Annotated in this window: 20 protein-coding genes and 1 pseudogene; 15 read left to right on the forward strand and 6 right to left on the reverse strand. The window is 31.2% G+C overall.

Annotated features, from left to right (window positions below; genetic code table 11):
* The first annotated feature begins 138 nt into the window (after positions 1–138).
* Together CIW83_RS18915 and CIW83_RS18920 are read left to right on the forward strand one after the other, a co-directional pair.
* Positions 139–660: a peroxiredoxin gene (locus CIW83_RS18915; RefSeq protein WP_094904027.1), complete on the forward strand. Its 522-nt coding sequence runs from the start codon at positions 139–141 to the stop codon at positions 658–660.
* Between the two features lie 99 nt (positions 661–759).
* Positions 760–1,392, forward strand: a complete 633-nt coding sequence (locus CIW83_RS18920; protein ID WP_094904028.1) for a CoA pyrophosphatase — start codon at positions 760–762, stop codon at positions 1,390–1,392.
* On the opposite strand, the gene CIW83_RS18925 is transcribed toward CIW83_RS18920, so the two are convergent.
* From CIW83_RS18925 to CIW83_RS18935, 3 genes are all read right to left on the reverse strand, one after another.
* Complete coding sequence (locus CIW83_RS18925) at positions 1,389–2,786, reverse strand: MATE family efflux transporter (RefSeq protein WP_094904029.1); 1,398 nt, start codon at positions 2,784–2,786, stop codon at positions 1,389–1,391. The genes CIW83_RS18920 and CIW83_RS18925 overlap by 4 nt on opposite strands.
* 104 nt (positions 2,787–2,890) lie before the next feature.
* Positions 2,891–3,697 (reverse strand): CAP domain-containing protein, encoded by an 807-nt coding sequence (locus CIW83_RS18930; protein ID WP_094904030.1) that lies wholly within the window; start codon positions 3,695–3,697, stop codon positions 2,891–2,893.
* 84 nt (positions 3,698–3,781) lie between these two features.
* Positions 3,782–4,054, reverse strand: a complete 273-nt coding sequence (locus CIW83_RS18935; protein WP_094904031.1) for a hypothetical protein — start codon at positions 4,052–4,054, stop codon at positions 3,782–3,784.
* A gap of 262 nt (positions 4,055–4,316) precedes the next feature.
* On the opposite strand from CIW83_RS18935, the gene glpK reads away from it, so the two are divergent.
* From glpK to hemL, 7 genes and pseudogenes are all read left to right on the forward strand, one after another.
* A complete protein-coding gene (gene glpK, locus CIW83_RS18940; protein ID WP_094904032.1) occupies positions 4,317–5,813 on the forward strand; it encodes a glycerol kinase GlpK in 1,497 nt (498 codons plus the stop codon).
* Positions 5,814–6,008: 195 nt separating this feature from the next.
* Positions 6,009–7,241, forward strand: coding sequence for a glutamyl-tRNA reductase (gene hemA / locus CIW83_RS18945; RefSeq protein ID WP_094904033.1), 1,233 nt, complete (start codon positions 6,009–6,011; stop codon positions 7,239–7,241).
* A gap of 9 nt (positions 7,242–7,250) precedes the next feature.
* Complete coding sequence (locus CIW83_RS18950) at positions 7,251–7,847, forward strand: bifunctional precorrin-2 dehydrogenase/sirohydrochlorin ferrochelatase (RefSeq protein WP_094904034.1); 597 nt, start codon at positions 7,251–7,253, stop codon at positions 7,845–7,847.
* A 24-nt stretch (positions 7,848–7,871) separates the two neighbouring features.
* Positions 7,872–8,774, forward strand: a complete 903-nt coding sequence (gene hemC / locus CIW83_RS18955) for a hydroxymethylbilane synthase (protein ID WP_094904035.1) — start codon at positions 7,872–7,874, stop codon at positions 8,772–8,774.
* Positions 8,771–10,269 (forward strand): annotated as a pseudogene (gene cobA, locus CIW83_RS18960) (uroporphyrinogen-III C-methyltransferase). Before hemC ends, cobA begins: the two are co-directional and overlap by 4 nt.
* A gap of 1 nt (position 10,270) precedes the next feature.
* Positions 10,271–11,230: a porphobilinogen synthase gene (gene hemB / locus CIW83_RS18965; protein ID WP_094904036.1), complete on the forward strand. Its 960-nt coding sequence runs from the start codon at positions 10,271–10,273 to the stop codon at positions 11,228–11,230.
* Positions 11,231–11,250: 20 nt separating this feature from the next.
* Positions 11,251–12,543, forward strand: a complete 1,293-nt coding sequence (gene hemL / locus CIW83_RS18970; protein ID WP_094904037.1) for a glutamate-1-semialdehyde 2,1-aminomutase — start codon at positions 11,251–11,253, stop codon at positions 12,541–12,543.
* 50 nt (positions 12,544–12,593) lie between these two features.
* On the opposite strand, the gene CIW83_RS18975 is transcribed toward hemL, so the two are convergent.
* The 3 genes from CIW83_RS18975 to CIW83_RS18985 all read right to left on the reverse strand — a co-directional run bounded on the left by CIW83_RS18975 (position 12,594) and on the right by CIW83_RS18985 (position 16,365).
* Complete coding sequence (locus tag CIW83_RS18975) at positions 12,594–13,628, reverse strand: YeiH family protein (RefSeq protein WP_094904038.1); 1,035 nt, start codon at positions 13,626–13,628, stop codon at positions 12,594–12,596.
* A gap of 135 nt (positions 13,629–13,763) precedes the next feature.
* The gene (locus CIW83_RS18980) at positions 13,764–14,717 is read right to left on the reverse strand and encodes a (4Fe-4S)-binding protein (RefSeq protein WP_094904039.1); all 954 of its coding nucleotides are present in this window, start codon (positions 14,715–14,717) and stop codon (positions 13,764–13,766) included.
* 28 nt (positions 14,718–14,745) lie between these two features.
* Positions 14,746–16,365, reverse strand: a complete 1,620-nt coding sequence (locus CIW83_RS18985) for an FAD-dependent oxidoreductase (protein ID WP_094904040.1) — start codon at positions 16,363–16,365, stop codon at positions 14,746–14,748.
* Between the two features lie 161 nt (positions 16,366–16,526).
* Between CIW83_RS18985 and CIW83_RS18990 the strand changes: the two genes are divergently transcribed.
* The 6 genes from CIW83_RS18990 to CIW83_RS19015 all read left to right on the forward strand — a co-directional run bounded on the left by CIW83_RS18990 (position 16,527) and on the right by CIW83_RS19015 (position 25,095).
* Positions 16,527–17,429, forward strand: a complete 903-nt coding sequence (locus CIW83_RS18990) for a LysR family transcriptional regulator (protein ID WP_094904041.1) — start codon at positions 16,527–16,529, stop codon at positions 17,427–17,429.
* A gap of 138 nt (positions 17,430–17,567) precedes the next feature.
* Positions 17,568–18,845: a guanine deaminase gene (guaD, locus tag CIW83_RS18995; RefSeq protein WP_094904042.1), complete on the forward strand. Its 1,278-nt coding sequence runs from the start codon at positions 17,568–17,570 to the stop codon at positions 18,843–18,845.
* Between the two features lie 234 nt (positions 18,846–19,079).
* The gene (locus tag CIW83_RS19000) at positions 19,080–20,750 is read left to right on the forward strand and encodes a PucR family transcriptional regulator ligand-binding domain-containing protein (protein ID WP_094904043.1); all 1,671 of its coding nucleotides are present in this window, start codon (positions 19,080–19,082) and stop codon (positions 20,748–20,750) included.
* Positions 20,751–20,868: 118 nt separating this feature from the next.
* Positions 20,869–21,864 (forward strand): nucleoid-associated protein, encoded by a 996-nt coding sequence (locus CIW83_RS19005; protein WP_158220178.1) that lies wholly within the window; start codon positions 20,869–20,871, stop codon positions 21,862–21,864.
* A 214-nt stretch (positions 21,865–22,078) separates the two neighbouring features.
* A complete protein-coding gene (locus tag CIW83_RS19010) occupies positions 22,079–23,455 on the forward strand; it encodes a sigma-54-dependent Fis family transcriptional regulator (RefSeq protein WP_201260044.1) in 1,377 nt (458 codons plus the stop codon).
* Positions 23,456–23,733: 278 nt separating this feature from the next.
* A complete protein-coding gene (locus CIW83_RS19015) occupies positions 23,734–25,095 on the forward strand; it encodes an aldehyde dehydrogenase family protein (protein WP_235601412.1) in 1,362 nt (453 codons plus the stop codon).
* Position 25,096 lies beyond the last annotated feature (1 nt).

Consider the following 25,096-nt stretch of genomic DNA (forward strand, 5'->3'; position numbering starts at 1 on the left):
TTTTTTGTTGGAATATAGACCATTTATGTCTAAATGATAATAATTATCAATTTAATGTTTATTTTATATAAAATTGGATATAAATAAAATAATTGATAAATAAATCAAAAACTAAAAGATAAAATATGGAGGTATATAATGGATAGAATAGTAGGAAAACAAGCACCGGATTTTAGAATGAACACTTGTGATGGAGATGGATGTAACTTTGGAGAAGTTCGTCTATCAGACTATAAAGGAAAATGGTTAGTCATGTTCTTTTACCCATTAGATTTTACTTTTGTATGCCCTACAGAAATTACAGGATATAGTAAGAGAATCGATGACTTCAAAAAAGAAGATGCAGAAGTATTAGCTGTATCTGTAGATAGTGAGCATTCACATAAGGCATGGATTAATTCAAGCTTAGGTAAAGTAAACTTCCCTATGGCTTCTGATATGACAAAGAAAGTTGCTAGTGATTATGGAATATTGATAGAAGAAGAGGGTGTTGCTTTAAGAGGGCTGTTTATTATAGATCCAGAGGGAATCATTAGATATTCAGTAGTTCATGATTTAAATGTAGGAAGATCGGTTGATGAAACGCTAAGAGTACTTAAAGCTCTAAAAACTGGTGGACTTTGCCCAGTAGACTGGGAAGAAGGGGAAAATTTACTTTAAAGATAAGGAGTCTAATAAGACTCCTTTTTAAATAAGTAACAAAGTTGGTGTCAGGCACCAATTTTGTTACTTATTTTACTAGCTAGAGAGGTGTAAAGGATGGATATAGAAAAAATAAGAGAAATAATTACAGATAGAACTCCTAGACCCATAGATATAAAACGAAATTATTCAGTACTTATACCAATAGTCGAAAACAATAATAGATTAGAAATAATCTATGAGCTAAGATCTAAAAATCTAAATAATCAGCCTGGTGAAATATCTTTCCCGGGAGGAGAAGTAGAAGATAATGAAACTTTTAAAGAGGCAGCTATAAGGGAAACTATTGAAGAATTGAACATAAAAGAAGAAAATATAAACATAATTGGAGAATTAGATTATTTAGTTTCCTATGCCAATATTACTATTCATTGCTTTTTAGGCACCATTTCTGGATTAATTGTGGATAATATAGTTCCCAATCCTTATGAAGTGGATCATATATTCACAGTTCCCTTAGAATTCTTCTTAGAAAATGAGCCGGATATTTATTATTTAGATTTAAAAACAGTATTAAATGATGAATTCCCTTATAATTTAATACCCAAAGGAAGAGACTATAACTGGAGAAGTGGAAAACACTCTGTTATGTTTTATCACTATAAGGATTATATTATTTGGGGATTTACAGCAAGAATGACTAAAAATCTTATAGATATAATTAAAGGACCTAAATTTATTAGGTCCTAATTTTCTTCTATTATATTGTTAAATTTTGGATTCTTTTCATTACCAAGGTTTTTCACACTTTTAATTACAAAATATGCAGTGATTATAGATGCTATAAGATCTGAAATAGGTCCAGCTAACCAAACTCCTGTCAAGCCATAGATTTTTGGTAAGATTATCAATGCAGGAATAAGAACTAACACCTGTCTTGATAAGCTAAGTAACATAGCATGTTTCGGTCTGCCTGTGGCTTGAAAATAATTGGAGCTTACAACTTGAAGGCCTACTATAGGAAACATAGCTAGATATATTCTCATTCCTGGAATACCGATTTTTAATATTTCTGTAATATTTCCCTCTTTACTGATGAAAAGTTGATATAATTGAGCAGGAAATAATTGAGTTAATAAGAATCCTATTGTAGTTATTACAGTTGCAGCTATGGTAGCATATTTTAGAGTTTCTTTTACCCTATCATATTTTTGAGCTCCATAGTTAAATCCAATAATAGGCTGAGAACCTTGGTTGATACCAAATACAGGCATCATTACCATCATAGCTACGCTATTTATAACAGCCATACTTGAATTAGCCAAATCACCGCCATAATTCTTTAGGCTATTGTTTAATAGAACAGTTACCATACTGCCAGCTATTTGCATACTAAAAGGTCCGAGGCCTATTAATACTATATCTTTTGCAATTTCTAGTTTTAATTTTAGATATTCCTTTTTAATGTTCAACATACTCTTTCCGCCAAAGAAATATCTCATAACCCATATAGCTGATAAACCTTGAGAAATAATAGTTGCAAGAGCGGCACCTTCTACACCCATATTGAACCAAAAGATAAATATGGGATCTAATATGGTATTTGAAATGGCACCTATTAACATGGTTTTCATAGCAATAGTTGGACTGCCTTCACCACGAATAAAGTTATTCATTCCAAAACCAATAGCTTGAAGTGGTGCTCCGATTAATATTATCTTCATATAATCATAAGCATATTGATAGTTTGAAGGAGAAGCACCAAAGACATTTAATAAAGGTTTTAAAAAAATAAGACCGAAAACAGATATACATAAGGATATTAGTATCAAAAGAACAAATGAATTTCCAGTAACTTTCTCGGCTTCTTCCTTACGATCCTGACCTAATTTGATAGATACTAATGTATTGCCACCTATACCTATTAACATGCCAAAAGCCATGATAATCAAAGAAATAGGAGAGCTAATAAATAAGCCTCCAATAGCAAGTTCACCTACACCTTTACCTATAAAGATTCTATCTACTATGTTGTATAATGCATTTACTATCATTCCTGTGATGGCAGGTAGGGAAAATTTAACTAGCAATTTTCCAATGGGTTCTTCACCTAATAATTTTCTTCTTTCGTTTTCTTTATTCATTTTCTCACCTACATAATAAAATAGTTAGCCTTCTCTTTTGAGAAGGCTAACTATTATTATACCACAAAATCCTATATATTAAAAATTATATTTTGACTGTCTAATTAATTAGTGAACATTTGAGTCCAGTAGTTTGTTCCATTAGAGGATTTATAATGTCCAACACCTATTTTATTAAAGCTAGGATTCATTATGTTTGCTCTATGTCCTGATGAATTCATCCATGCAGTAACTACAGATTGAGCAGTAAGTTGACCCTTTGCAATATTTTCTCCTGCAGTATTATATTTAATACCGAATTGTTTCATCATATCGAAAGGTGAACCGTAAGTAGGAGAAGTGTGGCTAAAATAATTTTTTGATGCCATGTCTTCAGATTTTTTCCTAGCTACATTTGATAGTTCACTACTTGCTACAAGAGGTTGCAAACCTTCTTTTTGTCTTTCAATATTTACTAATCTAACTACTTCAGCTTCTATTGCCGATAACCCTGATACTGATGGTGTTTCAGTTGTAGGTGGTGTAGTTGGTTTAGGATTAGTAGGTGTTGTTGGTTCGGTAGGTGTAGTCGGTGTAGTTGGATCTGGATTACTAGGTTTTGTTGGGTAAGTTGGTTTTGTAGGTTTATTTGTATTAGGAATTGTTATAACATTTCCTGGTTTAGATCCTGGTCTATTAGTAATTATTGTCCAATTATAATTAGGATAGCCCTTAACTGTTGTATTTTGTTGTGTATTTGAATTCTTATTGCAATCATAGTTAGAGTTTATAGAATATTCTTTGCTATAATTATTTAATATTGAGTTACAATCAAAATTTGTAAGATCGAAACTTGCAGCACTTGCTGCAGATGAGCTTAGTATTGTTGCGGCTATTAATGAATACACTACCTTTCTTTTTCTTGTAAACATGTTTTGTCCTCCTTGAAATTATGAAAAAGTTTAACTTTTTTTATTTGTTTAATATTATAAATTTGATCTTTTAAAAATATCTCTTTATTTTGTAGGAATTGTTAAACAGTTTCCTAACTTATTAACAATAGCTGTCCAATCGAATTTAGAACAACTGCTGTCTGTTGTATCTTGTTGTGTATTTGAATTTTCATTTGAGTCATAATTGAAATTGATGCCGTACTCTTTGATGTAATTATTTAATATTGAATTACAATCAAAATTTGCAAGATCAAAGCTTGCAGCATTAGCTGCAGATGAGCTAAGCATTAGGGCGGCTATTAATGAGTAAATTACTTTTCTTTTCTTTGTAAACATATTTTTGTCCTCCTTGAAATTTTGAGTAAATTTAACTATCTTAACTTGCCTCCTTTCATAAATTGTAATCAATTTGTAATAAATTGAATTTTTTAAAAGTATATCACTAGTGCAAGGGGTAAATAAACCCTCAATAGATGGCAGGTTTACATAATATTACCAAAGGGGTATCTATTTAGATGAAAAATCTTCTCTATATTAGTTTGAGGAAAATGTTTAAATGATGGTATAATGTAATAAAGAGTATAAGAGAGGTGTGTCCATGGATAAAAAATATATTATGGCCTTTGATCAGGGGACTACTAGTTCTCGTGTTATTATCTTTGATAGACATGGAAAAACTGTAGGGAAGGCTCAGAAGGAGTTTAATCAGATTTATCCTCAAGCTGGCTGGGTAGAGCATGATCCTATGGAGATATGGGGTACCCAATCAGGGGTGGCTAGAGAAGCCTTAGAAAGAGCAGGTATTAGACCAGATGAAATAGCTTCCATTGGTATTACAAATCAAAGAGAAACTACAATAGTTTGGAATAAGAATACAGGTAAGCCAATCTATAATGCAATAGTTTGGCAATGTAGACGTACGGCAGACATCTGTAACGATTTAAGAGAGATGGAAATGGAGGAATATATTAGGAATAATACAGGTCTTGTTTTGGATGCTTATTTTTCAGGTACAAAGATTAGATGGATATTAGATAATGTAGAAGGAGCAAGAAAATTAGCTAATGAAGGTAAACTATTATTTGGTACCGTAGATACTTGGCTTATATGGAATTTAACCAGAGGGAAGGTACATATAACGGATTATTCTAACGCATCCAGAACTATGCTTTATAATATTAAGGAGTTTAAATGGGATGAAAAACTATTGAGAGCATTAGACATACCTGTTAGTATGTTGCCAGAAGTAAGGTCCTCTTCTGAAATATATGGATATACAGATGATCTAACCTTTGGTGGTGCTAGGATACCTATATCGGGTATAGCAGGTGATCAGCAGGCCGCATTATTTGGACAGAATTGTTTTGAACCGGGAATGGCAAAAAATACCTATGGAACTGGATGCTTTATGCTTATGAATACAGGTGAGAACTTTGTACCATCAAAAAACGGTTTGTTAACAACGATTGCTTGGGGTGTAGATGGTAAGATAGAATATGCATTGGAGGGAAGCATATTTGTTGCAGGAGCTTCTATACAATGGTTAAGAGATGAACTAAGACTTATCAGAACAGCCGAGGAATCCGAATATTATGCAACAAAGGTTGAAGATTCCAACGGTGTATATGTAGTGCCTGCCTTCGTAGGTCTAGGGGCACCTTATTGGGATATGTATGCAAGGGGAGCTATAGTGGGGCTTACTAGAGGAACTAAATCGGAACATATAATACGAGCTACTCTTGAGTCAATTGCATATCAAACAAGGGATGTACTTGAGGCCATGCAAGAGGATTCAAATATTAAACTTCAATCTCTTAAAGTAGATGGTGGTGCAGTAGTGAATAATTTTCTTATGCAGTTTCAATCTGATATACTATCTACAACAGTAGAGAGACCAGAGATAACAGAGACTACTGCCCTTGGAGCAGCTTATTTAGCAGGACTTGCGGTAGGTTTTTGGAAAGATAAAAAGGAAATAAATGATAAATGGAATATAGAAAGAAAATTTTACCCTGTTATGGATAATGAAAAAAGAGATAAACTCTATTATGGCTGGAAAAAAGCTGTAGAAAGGTCACTTGCTTGGGAAGAATAATAACTTCACTTTTTGTATTTATTGAATATTCATTAAGATTTACTATGTTTGATATTGAAATTACTGAACTATTATATCCATATAAAAGCTTGTCAAAAATTTAATAATGAAATATCATTAGGGTATAGACTAGTTATTATATTGAAGTTTTATAATAGACGTTAACGAGAGTTTTCATTATATAGGAGGGCAAAAATGGAAGTAGCAGTAATTGGAATAAATCACAATAATTCACCAATTGAAGTACGGGAAAAGTTTTTCTTTTCTGAATCTATGAAGATAGAAAGTTCAGATCAGATATTAGATAAATCTACGAAGGAAATAATCATTGTTTCAACTTGCAACAGAAGTGAGATATATGTTGCAAGTGATAATATTGATCTATCAATAGATGAGGTCAAAGAGTTTTATAAAGAATTCTTTAAGTTTTCACAAGCAGAAGACTATATTTTTGTTAAAAAAAGAAGGGATGCTGTAGTTCATCTTTATATGGTAGCTGCAGGACTTGACTCAATGGTATTAGGAGAAGATCAAATATTAGGACAGATAAGAGAATCCATGACATTTTCTATGAACTTAGGATTTAGCAAAAAGGTATTAAATCGATTGTTTATGGATGCAATATTTGAGGGGAAAAAAATAAGAAGCAAATTAAAGATATCTGAAATACCCTTATCTACTAGCTATATTGGAATAAATCTTCTCAAGAAAGAAATAGGCTCTTTAAATGGTAAAAAAGCTCTTATAATTGGAGCGGGAGAAATAGGTACCTTAGCTATTAAATATTTATATGAAGAAGAACTAGAACAAATATATGTAACTAATAGAACCTATGAAAAAGTGAAAGAGATATGTAAGGATTTTGATAAATTAACTCCCATAGAATATGATGTAAGATATGATATCTTGGAAAATATAGATATTTTAATCACTGCTACAGGAGCGCCTCATACAATTATAACCCATAGGGATATAAAAAAGTTACCAAATAGATTATACATATTGGATTTAGCCCTTCCTAGAGATGTAGACCCCAAAATTGGAGAAAAAGAAAATGTAATTTTATATCATAACGATGATTTGCAAAAAATGTCAGAAGAAAATCTATTAAGAAGAAAAGAACTTTCAGAAGAAGCTATAGAAATAATAAATGGAGATGTAGGGAAATACATAAACTGGATAACCACCTTAGACGTTGATCCTGTCATAGAATCTTTAAATAAAAGATGCTTTTCTATAAAGGAAGACACTATGAATTATATTAATAGAAAAGTAGAATTAGATAAAAGAGAGAAAAAGATAATAGATAAGATGATCATGTCTGCCTTGAAGAAGTTTATAAGAGAACCTATTAAGATTCTAAAAAAAGCGGATGAGGAAAATTCAGAAGAATATATAGAAATAATGAAAAGATTATTTCAAATATAGAGGTGGACTATGTTTTATCCTATAATGATAAATATCAGTAATAAATTAATTATAGTCGTTGGTGGAGGAGAAGTAGCCTATAGAAAGGCTGCAAAGTTTCTAGAATTTGGCGGGAAAGTAATGATTTTAAGTCCAAATAATATTGAGAAATTTAGAGACTTAAAAGAAAAGCATAAAGAAAAGTTAAATTTTATATATGATAAATATAATAAAAAATATATTCACGATGCTTTCTTGGTAATAGCAGCAACATCCTCTAAAGAAATAAACCAGCAAATTTCAAATGATTGTAAGGATTTAAGTATATTAGCTAATATTGTTGACAATAGAGATAGTTCTGATTTTATAACCCCCTCTATTATAAACAATGATAATTTAACAATTTCTATTTCTACAATGGGAAGTTTTCCATACTTAAGTAAGAAAATAAGAACGGATATGGAAGAAAAGTATAAAAAATTTAACAAAGAATATTTAAATCTTTTAGAGGAAGTGAGATATTTGGTATTAGAGAAACATAGAGATAAAACAAAAGAAACGATGGAATATGCTTTAAGCTTAGATATAGATGAATTAAAGGATTTGTTAATAAAGTTAAAAGATTAAATTTACATAAGGAGAACTGGTAATATGAAAATAATAGTTGGCACTAGGGGAAGTAATTTGGCATTAACGCAAACAAATATGGTCATAGATATTATAAAAAAAGCTCATCCAAATGTTGAATGTGAGGTCAAGATAATAAAAACAAAGGGGGATATTATCAAAGATCTTCCTATTGACAAGATAGGTGGTAAAGAAATATTTACGAAAGAAATAGAAAGAGAATTATTAGATGGTACTATTGACATGGCTGTACATAGTATGAAGGATATGCCTGGAGAACTTCCAAAAGGATTAAAATTATCTTTTACACCAGAAAGAGAAGATTATAGAGATGTATTAGTTTTAAGGAAAGGCATAAATAGTATTGATGATATACCTCTTGGTGGAAAAATAGGGACAGGTAGTAAAAGAAGAAAATATCAAATATTAAAATGTAGACCAGACTTGGAAATCGTTGGAATAAGAGGAAATATAGAAACTAGAATAAAGAAAATAGAAGAAGAAAATTTAGATGGAGTAATACTAGCAGCAGCAGGAATCAATAGATTAGGTTTGAATTTAGGAGAACGAGTAGTTCACTTAGATAAAGATATAGTATTACCATCTCCTACACAAGGAATATTAGCTATTGAGATTAGAGAGAATGATAATAGACTTGATAATATTCTAAAAAGTATATCCCATACAAAAACAGAAATCCAAGGGAAAGTAGAAAGAGCATTTCTGAAAGGTGTAGGGGGAAGTTGCCATATTCCAGTAGGAGCATACTGTGAAGTCGTAGGCGACAAAATATACTTAGAAGGACTTTTAGGTACAATGGATGGAGAAGTTTTAATAAGAAGATCTATAGAGGGAAATCTAGATTCATTAGAAGATATAGGATATGTTTTAGCCAAAGACATGGTTAAGGAGATGAATAAAGCATGAAAGGGAAAGTATATCTAATAGGAGCAGGTCCAGGAGATCCAGGTTTAATAACATTAAAAGGCTCTTCATACTTAAAAGAGGCAGATGTAGTAGTATATGATAGATTGGCTAGTCCTAGATTATTAGAAGATATTAAAGAAGGATGTAGACTAATCTATGTAGGAAAGGCATCCAAAGATCATACAAAAACACAGGATGAAATAAATGAAATAATATTTCAAGAGGCTAATAAGGGAAACATAGTTGCAAGACTCAAAGGAGGAGACCCTTATGTATTTGGACGAGGTGGGGAAGAGGCCGAATACCTTTATGATAGAGGGATAGATTTTGAGGTAGTGCCAGGTGTTACTTCTGCAATTGGTGGACTTGCCTATGCAGGAATACCCATTACACATAGGGGAATAGCTACATCCTTTCATGTAATTACTGGGCATCTAAAAGATGAAAATGAAGAATTAGACTGGAAAGCGTTGACCGCATTAAAGGGTACTTTAGTTTTTCTGATGGGTGTTTCAAACTTACAAAAAATAACAGAAAGTTTATTAAAACATGGAAAAAGTAAAGAGACTCCTGTAGCCATTATAAATTGGGGGACCACTCCTAGGCAACGAGTATTAGAAGGAAATCTTTCTAATATATATGAAAAGGCCTTAAAAGAAAAAATAAAGCCACCAAGTTTAATAGCTATTGGAGATGTAGTAAGTTTAAGAGAAAAATTAAATTTCTATGAAAAGAAGCCCTTATTAGGAGAAAATATAGTAGTCACTAGGGAAAAGGCCCATGCAATAGATACAATAAAAAAAATAGAAAAATTGGGGGGAAATGTTATATCTTTTCCTACTATAAAATTAGAGGAGATAACTCCAAACAAAGAGTTAGAAGAAGCTATTAAAAATATAAGTAAATATTCATATATAGTATTTACCAGTGTGACAGGAGTAGATATTTTCTTTAAAAAGCTTTTAGAATTAGAAGATATAAGAACTTTAGCAGGAATTAAAATAGCTGCTGTAGGAATTAAAACGCAAATGCCATTAGAAAATATGGAATAATAGTAGATATAATACCAGAGGAGTTTGTAGCAGAAGATTTAATAGATAAATTAAAGGAAGTACTAACTAGAGAAGATAAAGTACTGATTCCAAGAGCAAAATTAGGCAGACAAGAATTAGTAGAAGAATTAGGTAAGTTTTCCTTAGTAGATGAATTAGTAATCTACGATACTGTAAAAAGCAAAGAAAGTAAAGATGAGATAATTAATGCAATAGAAGATTTAGATTCTTACTATTTATTATTTACATCTTCATCAACATTTACAAATTTTGTTGAAATACTTGGAAATGATAGCAAAATAATTTTAGATAAAGGAAAGATAATATCCATTGGGCCAATTACTACAAAGACTATTGAAGATGAAGGTTATGTAGTATATAGACAAGCTGAAACCTATACAGTAGATGGAGTGTTAGAATTACTTATGAAGGAGAAAAGATAAAATGAATAGAACTAGAAGATTAAGAAAAAATCCTTCAATTAGGAGTATGGTAAGGGAAACTAAGTTATCAGTATATGATTTTATATATCCTTTATTTATTGTAGAAGGAGAAAATATAAAAAGAGAAATTTCCTCTATGAAGGGAGTTTATCATTTTTCAGTAGATAAGGTTTTAGAAGAAATAAAGGAAATTATGGATTTAGGTATAAAATCTATAATATTATTTGGAATACCAGATAAAAAAGACCATATGGGTTCTGAAGGATATGCAACTCAAGGGATTATTCAAAAAGCAATACGAGCCATTAAATTAAATTTTCCTGAAATGTATATAGTTACAGATGTATGTATGTGTGAATATACATCTCATGGACATTGTGGCATTATAACTGAGCAGGGTGATGTAGATAATGATGAGACTTTATCTTATTTAGGAAAAATCGCTCTTAGTCATGCAGAAGCAGGAGCAGATATGGTAGCACCTTCTGACATGATGGATGGAAGAGTTGGATATATAAGGAAGGTATTAGATGAAAATGGATTTGAAATGATTCCAATAATGGCATATAGTGCTAAGTATTCATCGTCATTTTATGGTCCGTTTAGAGAGGCAGCAGATTCTGCACCTGCTTGGGGAGATAGAAAATCTTATCAAATGGACCCGGCAAATTCTAATGAAGCCATAAGAGAAGTAATGTATGATATAGAAGAAGGTGCGGATATAGTAATGGTAAAGCCTGCTCTCTCCTATTTAGATATAATAAGAAGGGTTAAGGATAATTTTAATATGCCTATTGCAGCTTATAATGTAAGTGGAGAATACTCCATGATAAAAATGGCAATAGAAAATGGAATCATGGGGGAAGAAATAATAATGGAGGTCTTGACTTCAATAAAAAGAGCAGGAGCCGATATTATTATTTCATACTTTGCTAAGGATGTGGCAAAATCTCTTAAATAAAATGTAAAGGGGAGATTAATTTGAATTTGGAAAAATCAAAACAAATATATGAAGAAGGTGTAAAATATATTCCTGGTGGGGTAAATAGTCCTGTTAGAGCCTTTAAATCTGTTAATTCATCACCTGTTTTTATCTCTAAGGGTTATAAAAGTAAAATACAAGATGAGGACGGGAATACTTATATAGACTATATAGGTTCTTGGGGACCAGCCATCTTAGGACATTCAAATGAAGAACTTATGGAAGGAATAGAAGATATAATAAGAGATGGGCTAAGTTTTGGTTTACCTACAAAAATTGAAGTAGATATGGCAAAACTAATGGTAGAATCTTATCCGGCTATAAATATGGTAAGAATGGTTAACTCAGGTACTGAAGCAACTATGAGTGCCATAAGAGTTGCCAGAGGATATACTAATAAAAATAAAATAATAAAGTTTGAAGGATGCTACCATGGACATAGCGATTCCCTTCTTGTAAAATCTGGCTCAGGAACTATAACTTATGGAGTTCCTACGAGTTTAGGAGTACTAGAAGAAATTGTAAACAACACTTTAGTATGTAAATATAATGATTTAGATGATATAAAGAAAACTTTTAAAGAATATGGTTCAGACATAGCTGCTGTAATTGTGGAACCAGTAGCTGGTAATATGGGATTAGTTCCAGCTACACCAGAGTTCTTAAAGGGATTAAGAGAAATAACAAAAGAATATAATTCTGTTTTAATCTTTGATGAAGTAATCACTGGTTTTAGAATTGCTTATGGTGGAGCTAGTGAAGTATATGGAATAGAGCCAGATATGGCTTGTTTTGGCAAAATAATAGGAGGAGGATTTCCAGTAGGAGCCTATGGAGGAAAAAAAGAGATAATGGAAATGGTATCTCCTCTAGGTGGAGTATATCAAGCGGGAACTCTTTCAGGTAATCCCCTTGCTATGCACATAGGATATAAGAATATAAAGCTTCTACAAAGAGATAAAAGCATATATGATCATATGGAGAAAATGGCAATAAAATTAGAAAAAGGTATTTCCGAAAATATTGAAAAATTAGGTATAAATGCTACCATAGTTAGATTTAAAAATATGCTTACTCTATTCTTTGGAAAAGGGCCATTTAACAATTATGATGATGTTCAAAAATGTGATACTGAACTTTATGCAAAGTATTTTAAAGAAATGCTAAATAGGGGAATAATGCTTCCGCCAGCTCAATTTGAATGTATGTTTTTATCTATAGAACATACAGAGGAAGATTTAGAATATACCATAAAATCAAATTATGAGTCTTTAAAATCAATTAAAGAATAGTAATCGATAATAAGACCTAAGAGATAAATATCTCTTAGGTCTTATTAAAATTATCCTACATAGTTAGCAAAGATTGTAATAAACAATAATGAGGATAAAGCAACTGCAGCCCAAGTACATCCACCAAGGATAATAGGTTTAGTTCCTTTTGTGAAAAGGTCTTTAAAATGAATTTTAAATCCAACACCAGCTAAAGCTGCTGTTATTAAGAATTTATAGCCAGTTTTAAAGAATTTTGAAGCTCCCGGAATAATATTAAATACTCCTAAAGTATTTAATATAGCCATTCCTAAGAAAACAACTATAAACCATGGGAAAACCTTCATAACAGTTTGGCCGATAGATATATGTCCTCCGCTATCTTTATTTGCTTTAGATTCATTTTTTACAGTTATAATTGTAGCAACAATGGAAACAAGGATTAGTAAACTAGTTCTTGCAAGCTTTATAGTAATTGCTAAACTTGAGTCAAGATTATTTAAAACATTGTATGTTGCTTCAGCTGCAGCAACACTTGAAGTATCATTTATAGCTGCACCCGCTAAAAATCCAAATTGGTTAGGAGTCAATCCCATAAATCCAGCTAAATAAGGATAAAGTAAAGCAGCTAAGATATCAAATAAAAATATAGCAGTCATAGCATATGCAATTTCAGTTTCTTTAGCCTTAATAATTGAAGCCAAAGTTGCAATTGCAGTACCCCCGCAAATACAACTACCACCACCAACTAATGTACAAGTATTAGTTGATAATTCCAATTTTTTACCCACAAAATAGGCTACAGCAAAGGATAAACAAATATTAAAGAGAAGTAAAGGTAATGCCTTAGCCCCATAGCCTAAGACTTGATTAAAATTAAGAGTTGCACCAGCTAAGATAATCCCCCATTTTAGAAATTTCTTTCCAGCGTAAGACGTACCAGATTTGAGGTCTTTATCTATGGATGGCATGATATTTAGTATAAGCATGCCTATGAATAAGCCAATCATTGGAGCACCGACTATATTTTGTAATCCACCTATAAATGTGGCTAAGATAGCAATTCCAATACAAAGGATAATACCAAAGAGTTTTTTACTATTCATTTTTCTCCCCCTTATAAAACAATGTAAAAATTATGTCAAACAATGTGAAAAAAAAGACGAGTGAATTTAAAAAATAATTATTATCCGAAAGAAAGTTTTCAATAAAACTTTCTTTTGGATAATTTCTTTATTTAACTAACAAGTAGCGCCCCCAGCTAAATGAAGTTCAGAGCTTAAAATTTCTTCTTTTCTGTCTAAAAGTTCATTAGATAATAATTGAGCTTCAACATTTTCAAAACCGATTCTTTCTATTGTTTGAGATAAACGCTCTCCAGTTTCACCTTGTTCTCTAAATAAGAGTATAGTTTTTTCAATTATATCCATAACCTCTTCTTCGGATGTAAATATCTTATTTAAAGGAATTCCGTGATTTACTAATTTACCCCATCTACCGCCTATATATATCTTATATCCTACTTGGCCATTTGGTATAGCATCAAAATGACAAGTACCAATACAACGTCCACAGTTATTACATATTTCTTTATCAATTTCTAAAACATCATTAATAACTTTAGTAGCGTGAACTGGACAAGTATTTTCTACACTACATACTCTACAACCATTACATGATTCACTATCATAATTAGGTACCATTTGTCCAACGATTCCTAGGTCATTTAAACTAGGTTTCATACAGTTATTAGGACATCCCCCTACACCAATTTTAAATTTATGTGGCAATTTTACATCAGCATAACCATTGAAGAATTTTTCATGAATTTTTTCTGATAAATCAAAAGTATCAATTAAACCATATTGACAAGTTGTACCTTTACAAGAAACTACTGGACGTACCTTAGAACCAGTGCCACCTGTTCTTAAGCCTTCTTTAGCTATATAAGCTCTAAAGTCTTCAATTTTGTCATAAGGAATTCCAGGACATTCTATTGTTAGTCTTGATGTAAATGTTACAGTACCATTGCCGAAAAGCTCTGCTGCTTCTGATAAACATTTGTTTTGAGCTGCAGTGATTTTTCCATTAACAGTAATAATTCTACCAGAGAAATTATCAGTACCTTTGTTAGCAAGAAAACCTAATGCTTTTACTTTTTTTTGATTTTCTGGACTAATTGTTAAACTTGCCATAATTTATTTACCCCCTACTTTTTTATATTTATATTTGATTTAAAATCGAACCACCTTCAAGAACTAATGTATTAGTATAGCCAAAGTGTTTTAAGCGATTTTGTAGCATATAGGCCCTCTTACCTTTGGAACATACTAATAATAACCTTTCATCTTTACCATACTCAGGTAATTCTCCATCTACCTTAGAAAGATCAACATAAGGAATGCCCTTTAGGGATGGAACGATAGATGCATCAATTATTTTATATCCTTCTGCTTTACCGGCTGCAAAATCATAAGGTGTAATAGTATTAAAATTGCCACTTATTTTATTCAATAAGACATTTACAGTATGTGCAAAAGGATGAATAGCAGTTGAAAACGGAGGAGCATATGCTAAATCCATATTTTCAAGATCTTCTAAAGTCGCCTCCATGGTAATTGCGGTTACAGCAATATCTATCATTTTATCTACAGCACCTTTTCCTAAAACCTGTAAACCCAACAGCTTTTTAGTATTTCTATCTGCTAACATCTTAACTATAAAGAAAGATGCATCTGGATAGTAATGTGCTTTATCATCTACAACTGTTACCACACTTATTACATCATAACCTGCGTCTTTAGCGGCAGCTTCTGTTAATCCTGTTCTACCAATATTAAGTTCAGGCAATTTGGCAACCCCTGTTCCAAGAACTCCACCATAATTAATCCCTTCATCATTAATGTTTTTAGCTAAAATACGACCTGTGATATTTGCAGTAGATCCCATTGGAGACCAAGCAGGTTCTCCCGTTATTTTATTTGCTACACTAGCACAGTCACCAATAGCATAAATATTTTCATAATTAGTTTGGAAAGAATTATTTACTTTTATAGTTCTATTTGGCATTAGTTCAATATCGGTATCAGCTAAAAATCCTGTATTAGCACGTATACCTATTGAAAGAATAACTGCATCTGCTTTCATAACACGTTTATCTGTTTTAATTTTTTCCACTTTGTTTTCACCGATAATAGCTTCTAATTTAGTTCCTGTAAAAACCATAATTCCATGTTCTGCTAAATGATTTGCAATATATTCGGTAAATTCAGGTTCAAATCCCGGTGGAACCATTTCAGCCATATCGATTACAGTAACATTAATTCCTTGGAGTGCTAAGTTCTCAGCAACTTCCAGTCCGATAAATCCACCACCAACTACAACAGCACGTTTGATTTTATCTGCTTCAATAGCACCCCGTAATGAAATTGCATCTTCTGGAGTTCTCATAAAGAAGACACCATCTAAATCTACACCTTCTAGAGGAGGTTTTATGGGTTGTGCACCTGAAGCAATGACTAACTTATCATATTCGTATGTATAAGTTTCATTTGTTTTCAAATCTAAAGCTTCTATTGTATTTTCTTTAGGATTAACTTTAGTTACTTTCATCTCTGTTAGTACATTAGATCCAGTTAATTCAAAAAAACTTTTTGGAGTGTTAACAATCAATTTATCTTTATTAGGAATTACATTACCTACATAGTAAGGTAGACCACAACCTGCATAAGAAATATCTTTGCTTTCTGTTAATATTGTAACTTCAAGGTCCTGATTTTCACGTTTTAATTTTGCAGCCACCTTAGTTCCGGCAGCTACACCACCGATGATAAGGACTTTCACAATCCTCACTCCTTTGTAGTATTTTTAACGATCGTTATGGTATTATAATATCACTTGTTTAACTATTAATAAAGTGATATTATCTAATCATAATCATAGGTAAAACCTATAAACATTTTAGATTTATAATAATAAATCTTTATAAATAAAGGGGAATAAGTATGACAATAAGACATTTAAGGATCTTTATTGAAGTTGCAGATAGTGGAAAAATGAGTGTTGCAGCATCAAAACTTTTCATCTCTCAACCTACTGTAAGTCAAACTATTAGAGAGTTAGAAGAGTATTATGAGGTGCTTTTATTTGAACGTCTTTGTAAAAGATTACATATAACTCCAGAAGGTAAAAAATTACTTTCTTATGCTAGAAAAGTAGTAAAACAATATGATGATTTAGAAGAAAAAATGTTTTCAATAAGTGGGGTTAATAAGATATACATAGGGGCAACAATAACTATAGGAAATTGTCTTCTTTCCAATATAATTCAGAGAATCAAAGAAAATAATCCTAAAATTGAACCATATGCTTATGTAAATAATACAAGTACCATAGAGGAAAGGCTTCTAAAATCAGAATTAGATATTGCCTTAGTAGAAGGAAAGATTACAAATCCTAATTTAATTTGTATTCCAGCAGTAGATGATTATTTAGTTCTTGTTTGTAGTAAAGATCATATTTTTAGCAAAAGAAAAGAAGTTAATCTATATGATTTACAAGATATGGATTTTGTTATGAGAGAAAAAGGTAGTGGTACAAGAAAATTATTTGAAGATTATTTGCTGGATAATGGTGTTACTATAAAAACTCGATGGGAAACTAATTGTCCTGGTGCTATGAGGAGTGCAATAATAGAACATCAATGTTTAGGAGTGCTTTCCGTTCGTCTGGTAGAAGAAGAAATCAAAAATGGAGAAATGAAGTTAATTAGCAATCCAGAATTTAAATGGGAGAGAAATTTTAGTATTGTATATCATAAAGATAAAATTATAGATAAGACAATGGAAGAAGTTATAGAAGTAATCCGTCGTTATAAAGAGATAGACATTTTGGAAAAGTTATATTAGGAAAGTGTAGAATAACTTATTGAATTTGTATAATATCTACATAGGATTGTTATCTAGATAATATTATAATATAAATGAGAAGTTATGTTGGTTAATATCCGTTGAAAGTCTAGATAATAATATAAGGGGTGTTGAATTATGAGTAAAATAGTACTAAAGGGTAATATAGCTTTTACTCCAACAAAAGAAAAATTCCAAATTCATAAGAATTCGTACATAATAATAGAAGACGGAAAAGTAGTAGATATTTGTAGCGAGTTAGATAAATCTTACAAAGACTATACAATTCAAGATTTTTCTGATAAATTAATTATACCGGGATTTGTTGATTTACATCTTCATGCTCCTCAATATCCTAACAGAGGTTTAGGATTAGATAAGGAACTTATTCCTTGGCTTGAAACCTACACATTTCCTGAGGAAGGAAAATATAGTGATTTAGATTATTCTAGAAAAGTGTTTTCTAGACTTATAAATGAGCTATGGAGAGTTGGAACTACTAGGTCAGGTGTTTTTGCAAGTATTCATAAAGAAAGTACTAAACTCTTATTGGATATGTTTATAGAATCTGGTTTAGGAGCATATGTAGGAAAAGTAAATATGGATAGAAATACTGCTCCTTATCTTACAGAAAATACAAGAGCATCTATAGTTGATACTGAAGAAATAATAAAAGAATATATAAATAAATCATCATTGGTTAAACCTATTGTTACACCTAGGTTTATCCCTACTTGTTCCGAAGAATTACTTGAGAGTTTAGCAGGCTTGGCTATTGATTATAAAATACCTGTTCAATCTCACTTAAATGAGAATAAATCTGAAATAATTTGGGTTAAAGAACTTTTTCCTAATTCTGAAAATTACGCTTCTGTTTATGATGACTTTAATCTATTTGGTCAAACTAGTACCATAATGGCACATTGCATATATAACACTGATGAAGAGATTGATTTAATGGCTAAAAATGGGGTCTATGCAGCACATTGCCCTTATTCAAACTATAATTTGTCAAGTGGTATAATGCCAGTTAGGAAATTTTTGAACAAGGGAGTACCGGTGGGATTAGGCTCAGATATTTCTGGTGGAAATAGTTTAAGCATACCAAATATCATAGCAGGAACTATTCAGGCTTCTAAAATGGCTTGGCTAAATTCAAATAAGGAATTGGCACCACTTACATTTAGTGAAGGATTTTTCCTTGGAACTAAGGGCGGTGGAAGTTTCTTTGGCAAGGTAGGAAGTTTCGAAAAGGGCTATGAATTTGATGCTCTAGTAATTGATGATAGTTCTTTATCAGATGTAAATGAGTTGTCAATAGAAGAAAGGCTCCAGAAGTTTATCTATATAGGTGATGATAGGTATATAGTAGAAAGATATGTAAAAGGAAGGAGGATTGAAAAACCATTTGATTAATATCCAGAGAGTATTTATGTAATTAATGATTATCAATTTATAGCTCAATATACAAAGGAGCTTTCATCCAAGGACTATAGGTAACTTTTAAAATCCATTTAGGTCAAGTTCTTTTTGCAAAAAAATTAAGAAAGGACTTTCCTATGGATTATAGAAATCAAGCAAAAATAATCGCCTGTGTCCATGATTTTATGGCACCATACTGCTTTACTTTGAAAAAAGGAGTTGTTATCTATGGCTAGACAAAATGGTATCAGTATAGAGGACATGTTAAAGCTTGATGTAATGAAATCCTCTAGTTTGATTGCAGGATTTAGGGGGGCTAGAAATACCATATCTAGAGTAAACATAATGGCAGATCCAGATATATTAGAATGGACAGCGGAAGGTGAATTTTTACTAACAACTGCTTATTCTTTTAAACAGGATAATATAGATGCTCAAATAGAACTTATAAAAGAGTGTGCATCAAAGAAGTTGGCAGGTATTGGTATAAAGATATCTCCTTACATAGAGACACTTTCTTCAGAGGTTCTTGATTTAGCTAATGATTTAAGTTTTCCTATAATAGATATACACTCCTCTATTCCTTTATCAGATATAATGATGTCTACTTTTAAAGAGATATTTAATAAACAGGCATTATTACTAGAAAGAATTGAAAAGGTTCATGAACGATTAATGGGTGCTATGCTAGAGGGCAATGGGTTAGAAGACTTAGCCCAAATAGTTCAAGAAAATATTAAAAATCCTGTAATCCTTCATTTAAGCTTTTCGAACGAAATAATTGAATGTGTTAATGGAACAAATGAATCCTATAGTTTAGAATTAACTAAAGAAGTAAAAGAATTTTATGAATCCAATAATACAAAAAATAGATTAAAAAAATTAATTGAGGATAAGGTCCTTATTAATGGGAAGTATATCAAAAGAATGATTATGCCTATAGTGCTAAGAGATCATATATATGGACATCTATTTACTTGGGGTACGGATATGCCTTTGGGAGGCTTTGACCTAGCTATAATTGAGTCAGCTTCAACTACTATAGCACTTTCAATATTACAGGAACTATCAGTTAAGGAAGTGGAAATTAGATATAGGTCAGAATTTTTTGAAGACTTAATTTCTATAGATTCAAAGAGAAAGAAAAAGGCATTAGATAGAGCTAGATTTTTTAATTTACAGATTGAAGATTATTATGTGATAGAAGTAATGAGTTTTAAGCATAAAAATGAATCAAATGAAACTGATACATTAATTGACTACATACAGGATTTTATAAACCCAGTAGTCCATACCATAGAAGAATTGATGCAATACTTAAACTTAAGGGGCATAGTATCTACTAAAGCTAATGGAGTTCAAATTCTATTAAGTTTTGAAGATAAAAAACAAATTTCAGATCGGCTCAAGGATTTTAATAAGAAAATTGTTGAATGTATATCTAATAAATGTGACAATTTAGATGTAAAGATAGGAGTAGGAAGAACATATAAGGGCTTAGATAATGTAGATAAGAGTTTTCAAGATGCAGTCAGAACTGTAAGGATAGGAAAGATTATTACATATAAAGAGATAGTAACATTTGATGAATTAGGTATATTTAAAATCTTATCTCAAGATAGTTTAGTAGACGAGTTAGAAGATTTCTACAACTCTACACTAAAACCATTAGTTGATTATGATAAGAAAAAATCTACAGAATTAGTTAAGACTTTAGATGTATATTTCAAAAATAATGGAAATTTAACTAGAATATCAGAACAGTTATTTACACATTATAATACGGTTTTATATAGGATTACTCGTATCAGTGAAATAACAGGAATGGACTTGGAAGATCCAAATCATAGGTTAAATCTAGAGATAGCCATTAAAATTAAAGAGTTATTAGGAAAATGATGGAATGATAAGCCAAGAGGATATACCTTTACTTAGGTATATCCTTTAATTTTGTGATTTTAATTGTAGGAAATAAGTGATAAGATAGAGAGTGATTAATTTCAAGGAGTGAATACTATTGGAAATAAAAATAAACAATGCTATACTTCATATACTCGACTCTACTTCTGCACTACCTGTTTATTCTAAAGAGAAATTAGAGTTAGACGATGAAAAAATACAAGGATTTATTGGAAAACACATTGAAAGGATATTTAATGATCAAGCTGTTAAGTCAGGAAAATTTATTGAAAACTCACAGATAAAAGATTTGATTAAAAATATCAATGAAGATTTCATTGATGCTAGTATATCTATTGCAGAGAAATTATATGGACTTATGTTAAGATATATTGAAATACCTAGCGGCGACTTGTTAATGGCCTCCTTAAATATTGAAGGTCATAATTATCTCATTATCATAAAGTTTAACTATAAGGAAGGATATACTCATTATGTTGATTATGGTGATTCTGGAACATTAAATAAAATAGTTGTAAATAAAGTAATGTTTCCATCTGAAACACAGAAAAATATCGAAGCAGCATTAATCAACTTAGAAGATTTATCTCTAAAGATATTCGAAAGAGAATATGATATTGAGGGAGAAAAGATATTATATTTTTCTAAGATGTTTTTAGGTTGTGATACAGATCTTTCTATTAAGGAAAGTATCAAGGTCATGAGAGAAGTAGCTAAAGATATAACTAAGAGATATTATGATGACGACTTTGATAAGGTATCTGAAATAAAAGAAGCAATTTATGATAATCTTGATAGCGGTAGTATTGAAGTAGAAAATGTTGCGAATGCAATGTTTAGAAATAATCCTGATATAAAAAAGGAATATATAGAAAGAGTTGAAGAGGCAGGAGTCAATAAAGTTGTAGATTTAGAAGGGAAAAAACCAGAAAAGAAATTAACTGTACACAAAATCAAGATGGATAATGGTATCCAACTGGATATACCAGTTGATATTTATAGAGATAGAAATATAATTGAGTTTGTAAATAATCCAGATGGAACTATATCTATAATAATAAAAAACATTAGTAAGATTAAACAGGGGAATTAGAAAAAGTTTCTATGAAATCATTAGAACTTTTTGAAACCCAATTATGTCAGAGATTTTAAAAATCAAAATTAAATGAGAGATTTTATATACGTTATAAAAGTAAATTGCTTAGAATATTTTAAGCAATTTATTTTTTAATGTTTTTTCCCTACTTAAAGGTAGTTCGTATTTATGTTAAAATATAGTATAATTAATGCAGAAAGGGGTGATTGCTTTGTTTGTTGAAGAAGGTCTACATTTAAGGATAAGTGATATATTGGATTCATCATATGATGGAATTTACATAACTGATGGAAGAGCTAATACAATAATGGTAAATAAGGCTTATGAGAGGATTGCTGGTATAAAAATCGAGGAGCTAATTGGGCGTAATATGAATGATCTTGTAAATGAAGGATATATATCTCAATCTGCAACTCTACTTGTATTAAAAGATAGGAAGGTAAATACAATTGAACAAAATTTTAAGACTGGAAAAAAAGCCTTAGTCACATCTACTCCGGTATTTAACAGTGCAGGAGATATTACTATGGTAGTTACAAATGTAAGGGATATTACTGAACTCTATGAATTAAAAGAAAAACTAGATGAAAAAGAAAACTTGACAAAGAAATATTCTGTAGAATTAGAAGCTATGAAAATAGAATTGTTAAAGAATAACGACTTAATTGCTATGGATAAGAAGATGTTAGATATCATTCAAATGGCAATCAGAGTGGCACCTATTGATACAACAGTGTTGATTACAGGAGAAACTGGCGTAGGTAAGGAAGAAATAGCAAAGTTAATATATAAAAATAGTAATAGGGAAACTAAGCAATTTATAAAGGTTAATTGTGGCTCCATACCTAAAACATTAATAGAAGCAGAATTATTTGGGTATGAAAGAGGAGCATTTACAGGAGCAAATAAGGAAGGGAAAATAGGGTTGTTTGAAGTAGCTGATGGAGGGACAATATTCTTAGATGAAATAGGAGAGTTGCCCCTTGATATGCAGGTAAAACTTCTAAGAGTGCTCCAAGATGGACAATTTACTAGAGTTGGTGGAGTAGAAGAAATAACTGTAGATGTGAGAATTCTGGCAGCAACTAATAGAAATCTTGAGGAAATGGTAAGAGAAAAGTTATTTAGAGAGGATTTATACTATAGATTAAATATAGTGCCAATTACAATACCTCCTTTGAGAGATAGGCGAGATGATATCATACCTCTTATACATTATTTCTTAAACAAATTAAATAAGAAATATAGGTTTAAAAAAACCATATCCAGTGAAGCACTCAAGATATTATATGCTTATGAATGGAAAGGGAATGTAAGAGAACTTAGAAATATTATTGAAAGAATAATGGTAATGTCAGAGAAAGATATAATTAGTAAACCTGATCTTCCTAAGTCCATATTGGCTTGGGATAAAGTACAGAATGTGATCAATGAAAATGAGATAGTGCCATTAAAACAAGCACTAAATAAAGTTGAAAAACATCTGCTAGAAATTGCTTTCAATACATATGGTAACGTGCGTGATGCTGCAAAGGTACTAGAAATTGACCCTGCTACTTTTGTACGAAAGAGACAGAAATACAGATGAGTGTTGCGAAAATGCAATTAGTTGTGAAAATGCATCAGTTGCATAAAGAAAAGGAAAGTTCTTATTTTAGCCAATATAGTTAAAAAAATATCAAATATCCCCAATAAAGATGATGCAATAATGCAACAGTTCTAACTGGGGATATTTTTTGCATAGAATAGTTAATTATTTAACGAGGGAGATAGCGGTGAAGGAAAAACATTATATTTTTTTTAGTAATGGCACATTTCTTGCAATATTAAATAACTAAGAATAAATAAGAAAAGAGGGATGGTTCAGTGGATAAAACAGTTGTGGATGTAATGGTAGAAAAGGCTAGAGAAGCTCAGAAAGTATTTGAAAAATTTACTCAAGAACAAGTAGATAATATTGTAAAAGCAATGGGTAAGGTAATTTATGATAACGCTGAGATTTTAGCAAAGGAAGCAGTAGAAGAAACAAGAATGGGAGTATATGAAGATAAGGTTGCGAAAAATAGGGGGAAATCTAAGACTATTTGGAATAGCTTGAAGGGTAAAAAATCCATAGGAATAATAGATGAAGACTATGAAAATGGATTGATTTCTATAGCTAAACCTATAGGAGTGGTTTGTGCTGTTACCCCTACTACAAACCCAATTGTTACACCTATGTGTAATGCAATGTTTGCGTTAAAAGGTGGAAATGCAATAATTGTAGCTCCTCATCCAAGATCAAAAAAATCAAGTGCCCATGCAGTAGAGTTGATGAATGAGGCAATTAAAAAACTAGGTGCACCTGATAGTTTAATTCAAATAATTGAAGAACCATCAATTGAATTAACCAATGAATTAATGCAAAAATCTGATGTTGTATTAGCTACAGGTGGAATGGCCATGGTTAAATCAGCATATTCAAGTGGAAAACCATCCTTTGGAGTAGGTGCTGGTAATGTTCAAGTAATCATAGATAGAGATATAGATTTCATAGAAGCTACTCAAAAAGTAATAGCAGGAAGAATATTTGATAATGGAATTATTTGTTCAGGAGAACAATCTATAATAGTGCCTCAAGATAAATATGAAGAGATCGTAAAAGCAATGGAAGTAAATGGAGCATTCTATGCCGGAGATGAAGCAACAGTAAGTAAATTTAGAGATATTTTATTTAAAAATGGAATGATAAATGGGGATATAGTAGGGCAATCAGTACAATTTATTGCAAATTTAGCAGGCGTTGAAGTGCCAAAAGAAACTAAAGTAATATTGTTAAAACCAACTGGTATTGGAAAAGAAGATTTGCTTTGCAAAGAAAAGATGTGCCCTGTAATGATAGTATTGCCATATAATACATTTGAAGAGGCAGTAGCAATCGCTCAAACTAACCTTGAATTAGAAGGGAAAGGACATACAACTGCAATTCACTCAAATAGCCAAGAGCATATAAGATATGCTGGATTAAATCTTACTGTTTCAAGATTAGTAGTAAATGCACCATCATCTACTACAGCAGGTGGTTCCTTGTTTAATAGTTTATCACCTACTACTACTTTAGGTTGTGGAACTTGGGGAAACAATAGTATATCAGAGAACTTAAACTATAAACATCTAATAAATGTATCTAGAGTAGCCTTTGTAAAAACAGGAATAGCTGCACCTACAGATGAGGAAATTTGGGGTTAAA

Origin of the sequence: Tissierella sp. P1 (genome assembly GCF_002266425.1) — a bacterium.
Lineage (GTDB): Bacteria > Bacillota > Clostridia > Tissierellales > Tissierellaceae > Tissierella > Tissierella carlieri.

Coding starts and splice junctions, on each gene's coding strand:
- CIW83_RS18990 (WP_094904041.1), top strand. CDS start 16,527: ATGACAATAAGACATTTAAGGATCTTTATTGAAGTTGCAGATAGTGGA.
- CIW83_RS18930 (WP_094904030.1), bottom strand. CDS start 3,697: ATGTTTACAAGAAAAAGAAAGGTAGTGTATTCATTAATAGCCGCAACA.
- hemC (WP_094904035.1), top strand. CDS start 7,872: ATGAAAATAATAGTTGGCACTAGGGGAAGTAATTTGGCATTAACGCAA.
- CIW83_RS18925 (WP_094904029.1), bottom strand. CDS start 2,786: ATGAATAAAGAAAACGAAAGAAGAAAATTATTAGGTGAAGAACCCATT.
- hemA (WP_094904033.1), top strand. CDS start 6,009: ATGGAAGTAGCAGTAATTGGAATAAATCACAATAATTCACCAATTGAA.
- CIW83_RS18980 (WP_094904039.1), bottom strand. CDS start 14,717: ATGGCAAGTTTAACAATTAGTCCAGAAAATCAAAAAAAAGTAAAAGCA.
- hemB (WP_094904036.1), top strand. CDS start 10,271: ATGAATAGAACTAGAAGATTAAGAAAAAATCCTTCAATTAGGAGTATG.
- CIW83_RS18950 (WP_094904034.1), top strand. CDS start 7,251: ATGTTTTATCCTATAATGATAAATATCAGTAATAAATTAATTATAGTC.
- glpK (WP_094904032.1), top strand. CDS start 4,317: ATGGATAAAAAATATATTATGGCCTTTGATCAGGGGACTACTAGTTCT.
- CIW83_RS18975 (WP_094904038.1), bottom strand. CDS start 13,628: ATGAATAGTAAAAAACTCTTTGGTATTATCCTTTGTATTGGAATTGCT.
- guaD (WP_094904042.1), top strand. CDS start 17,568: ATGAGTAAAATAGTACTAAAGGGTAATATAGCTTTTACTCCAACAAAA.
- CIW83_RS18920 (WP_094904028.1), top strand. CDS start 760: ATGGATATAGAAAAAATAAGAGAAATAATTACAGATAGAACTCCTAGA.
- CIW83_RS18935 (WP_094904031.1), bottom strand. CDS start 4,054: ATGTTTACAAAGAAAAGAAAAGTAATTTACTCATTAATAGCCGCCCTA.
- CIW83_RS19000 (WP_094904043.1), top strand. CDS start 19,080: ATGGCTAGACAAAATGGTATCAGTATAGAGGACATGTTAAAGCTTGAT.
- CIW83_RS18915 (WP_094904027.1), top strand. CDS start 139: ATGGATAGAATAGTAGGAAAACAAGCACCGGATTTTAGAATGAACACT.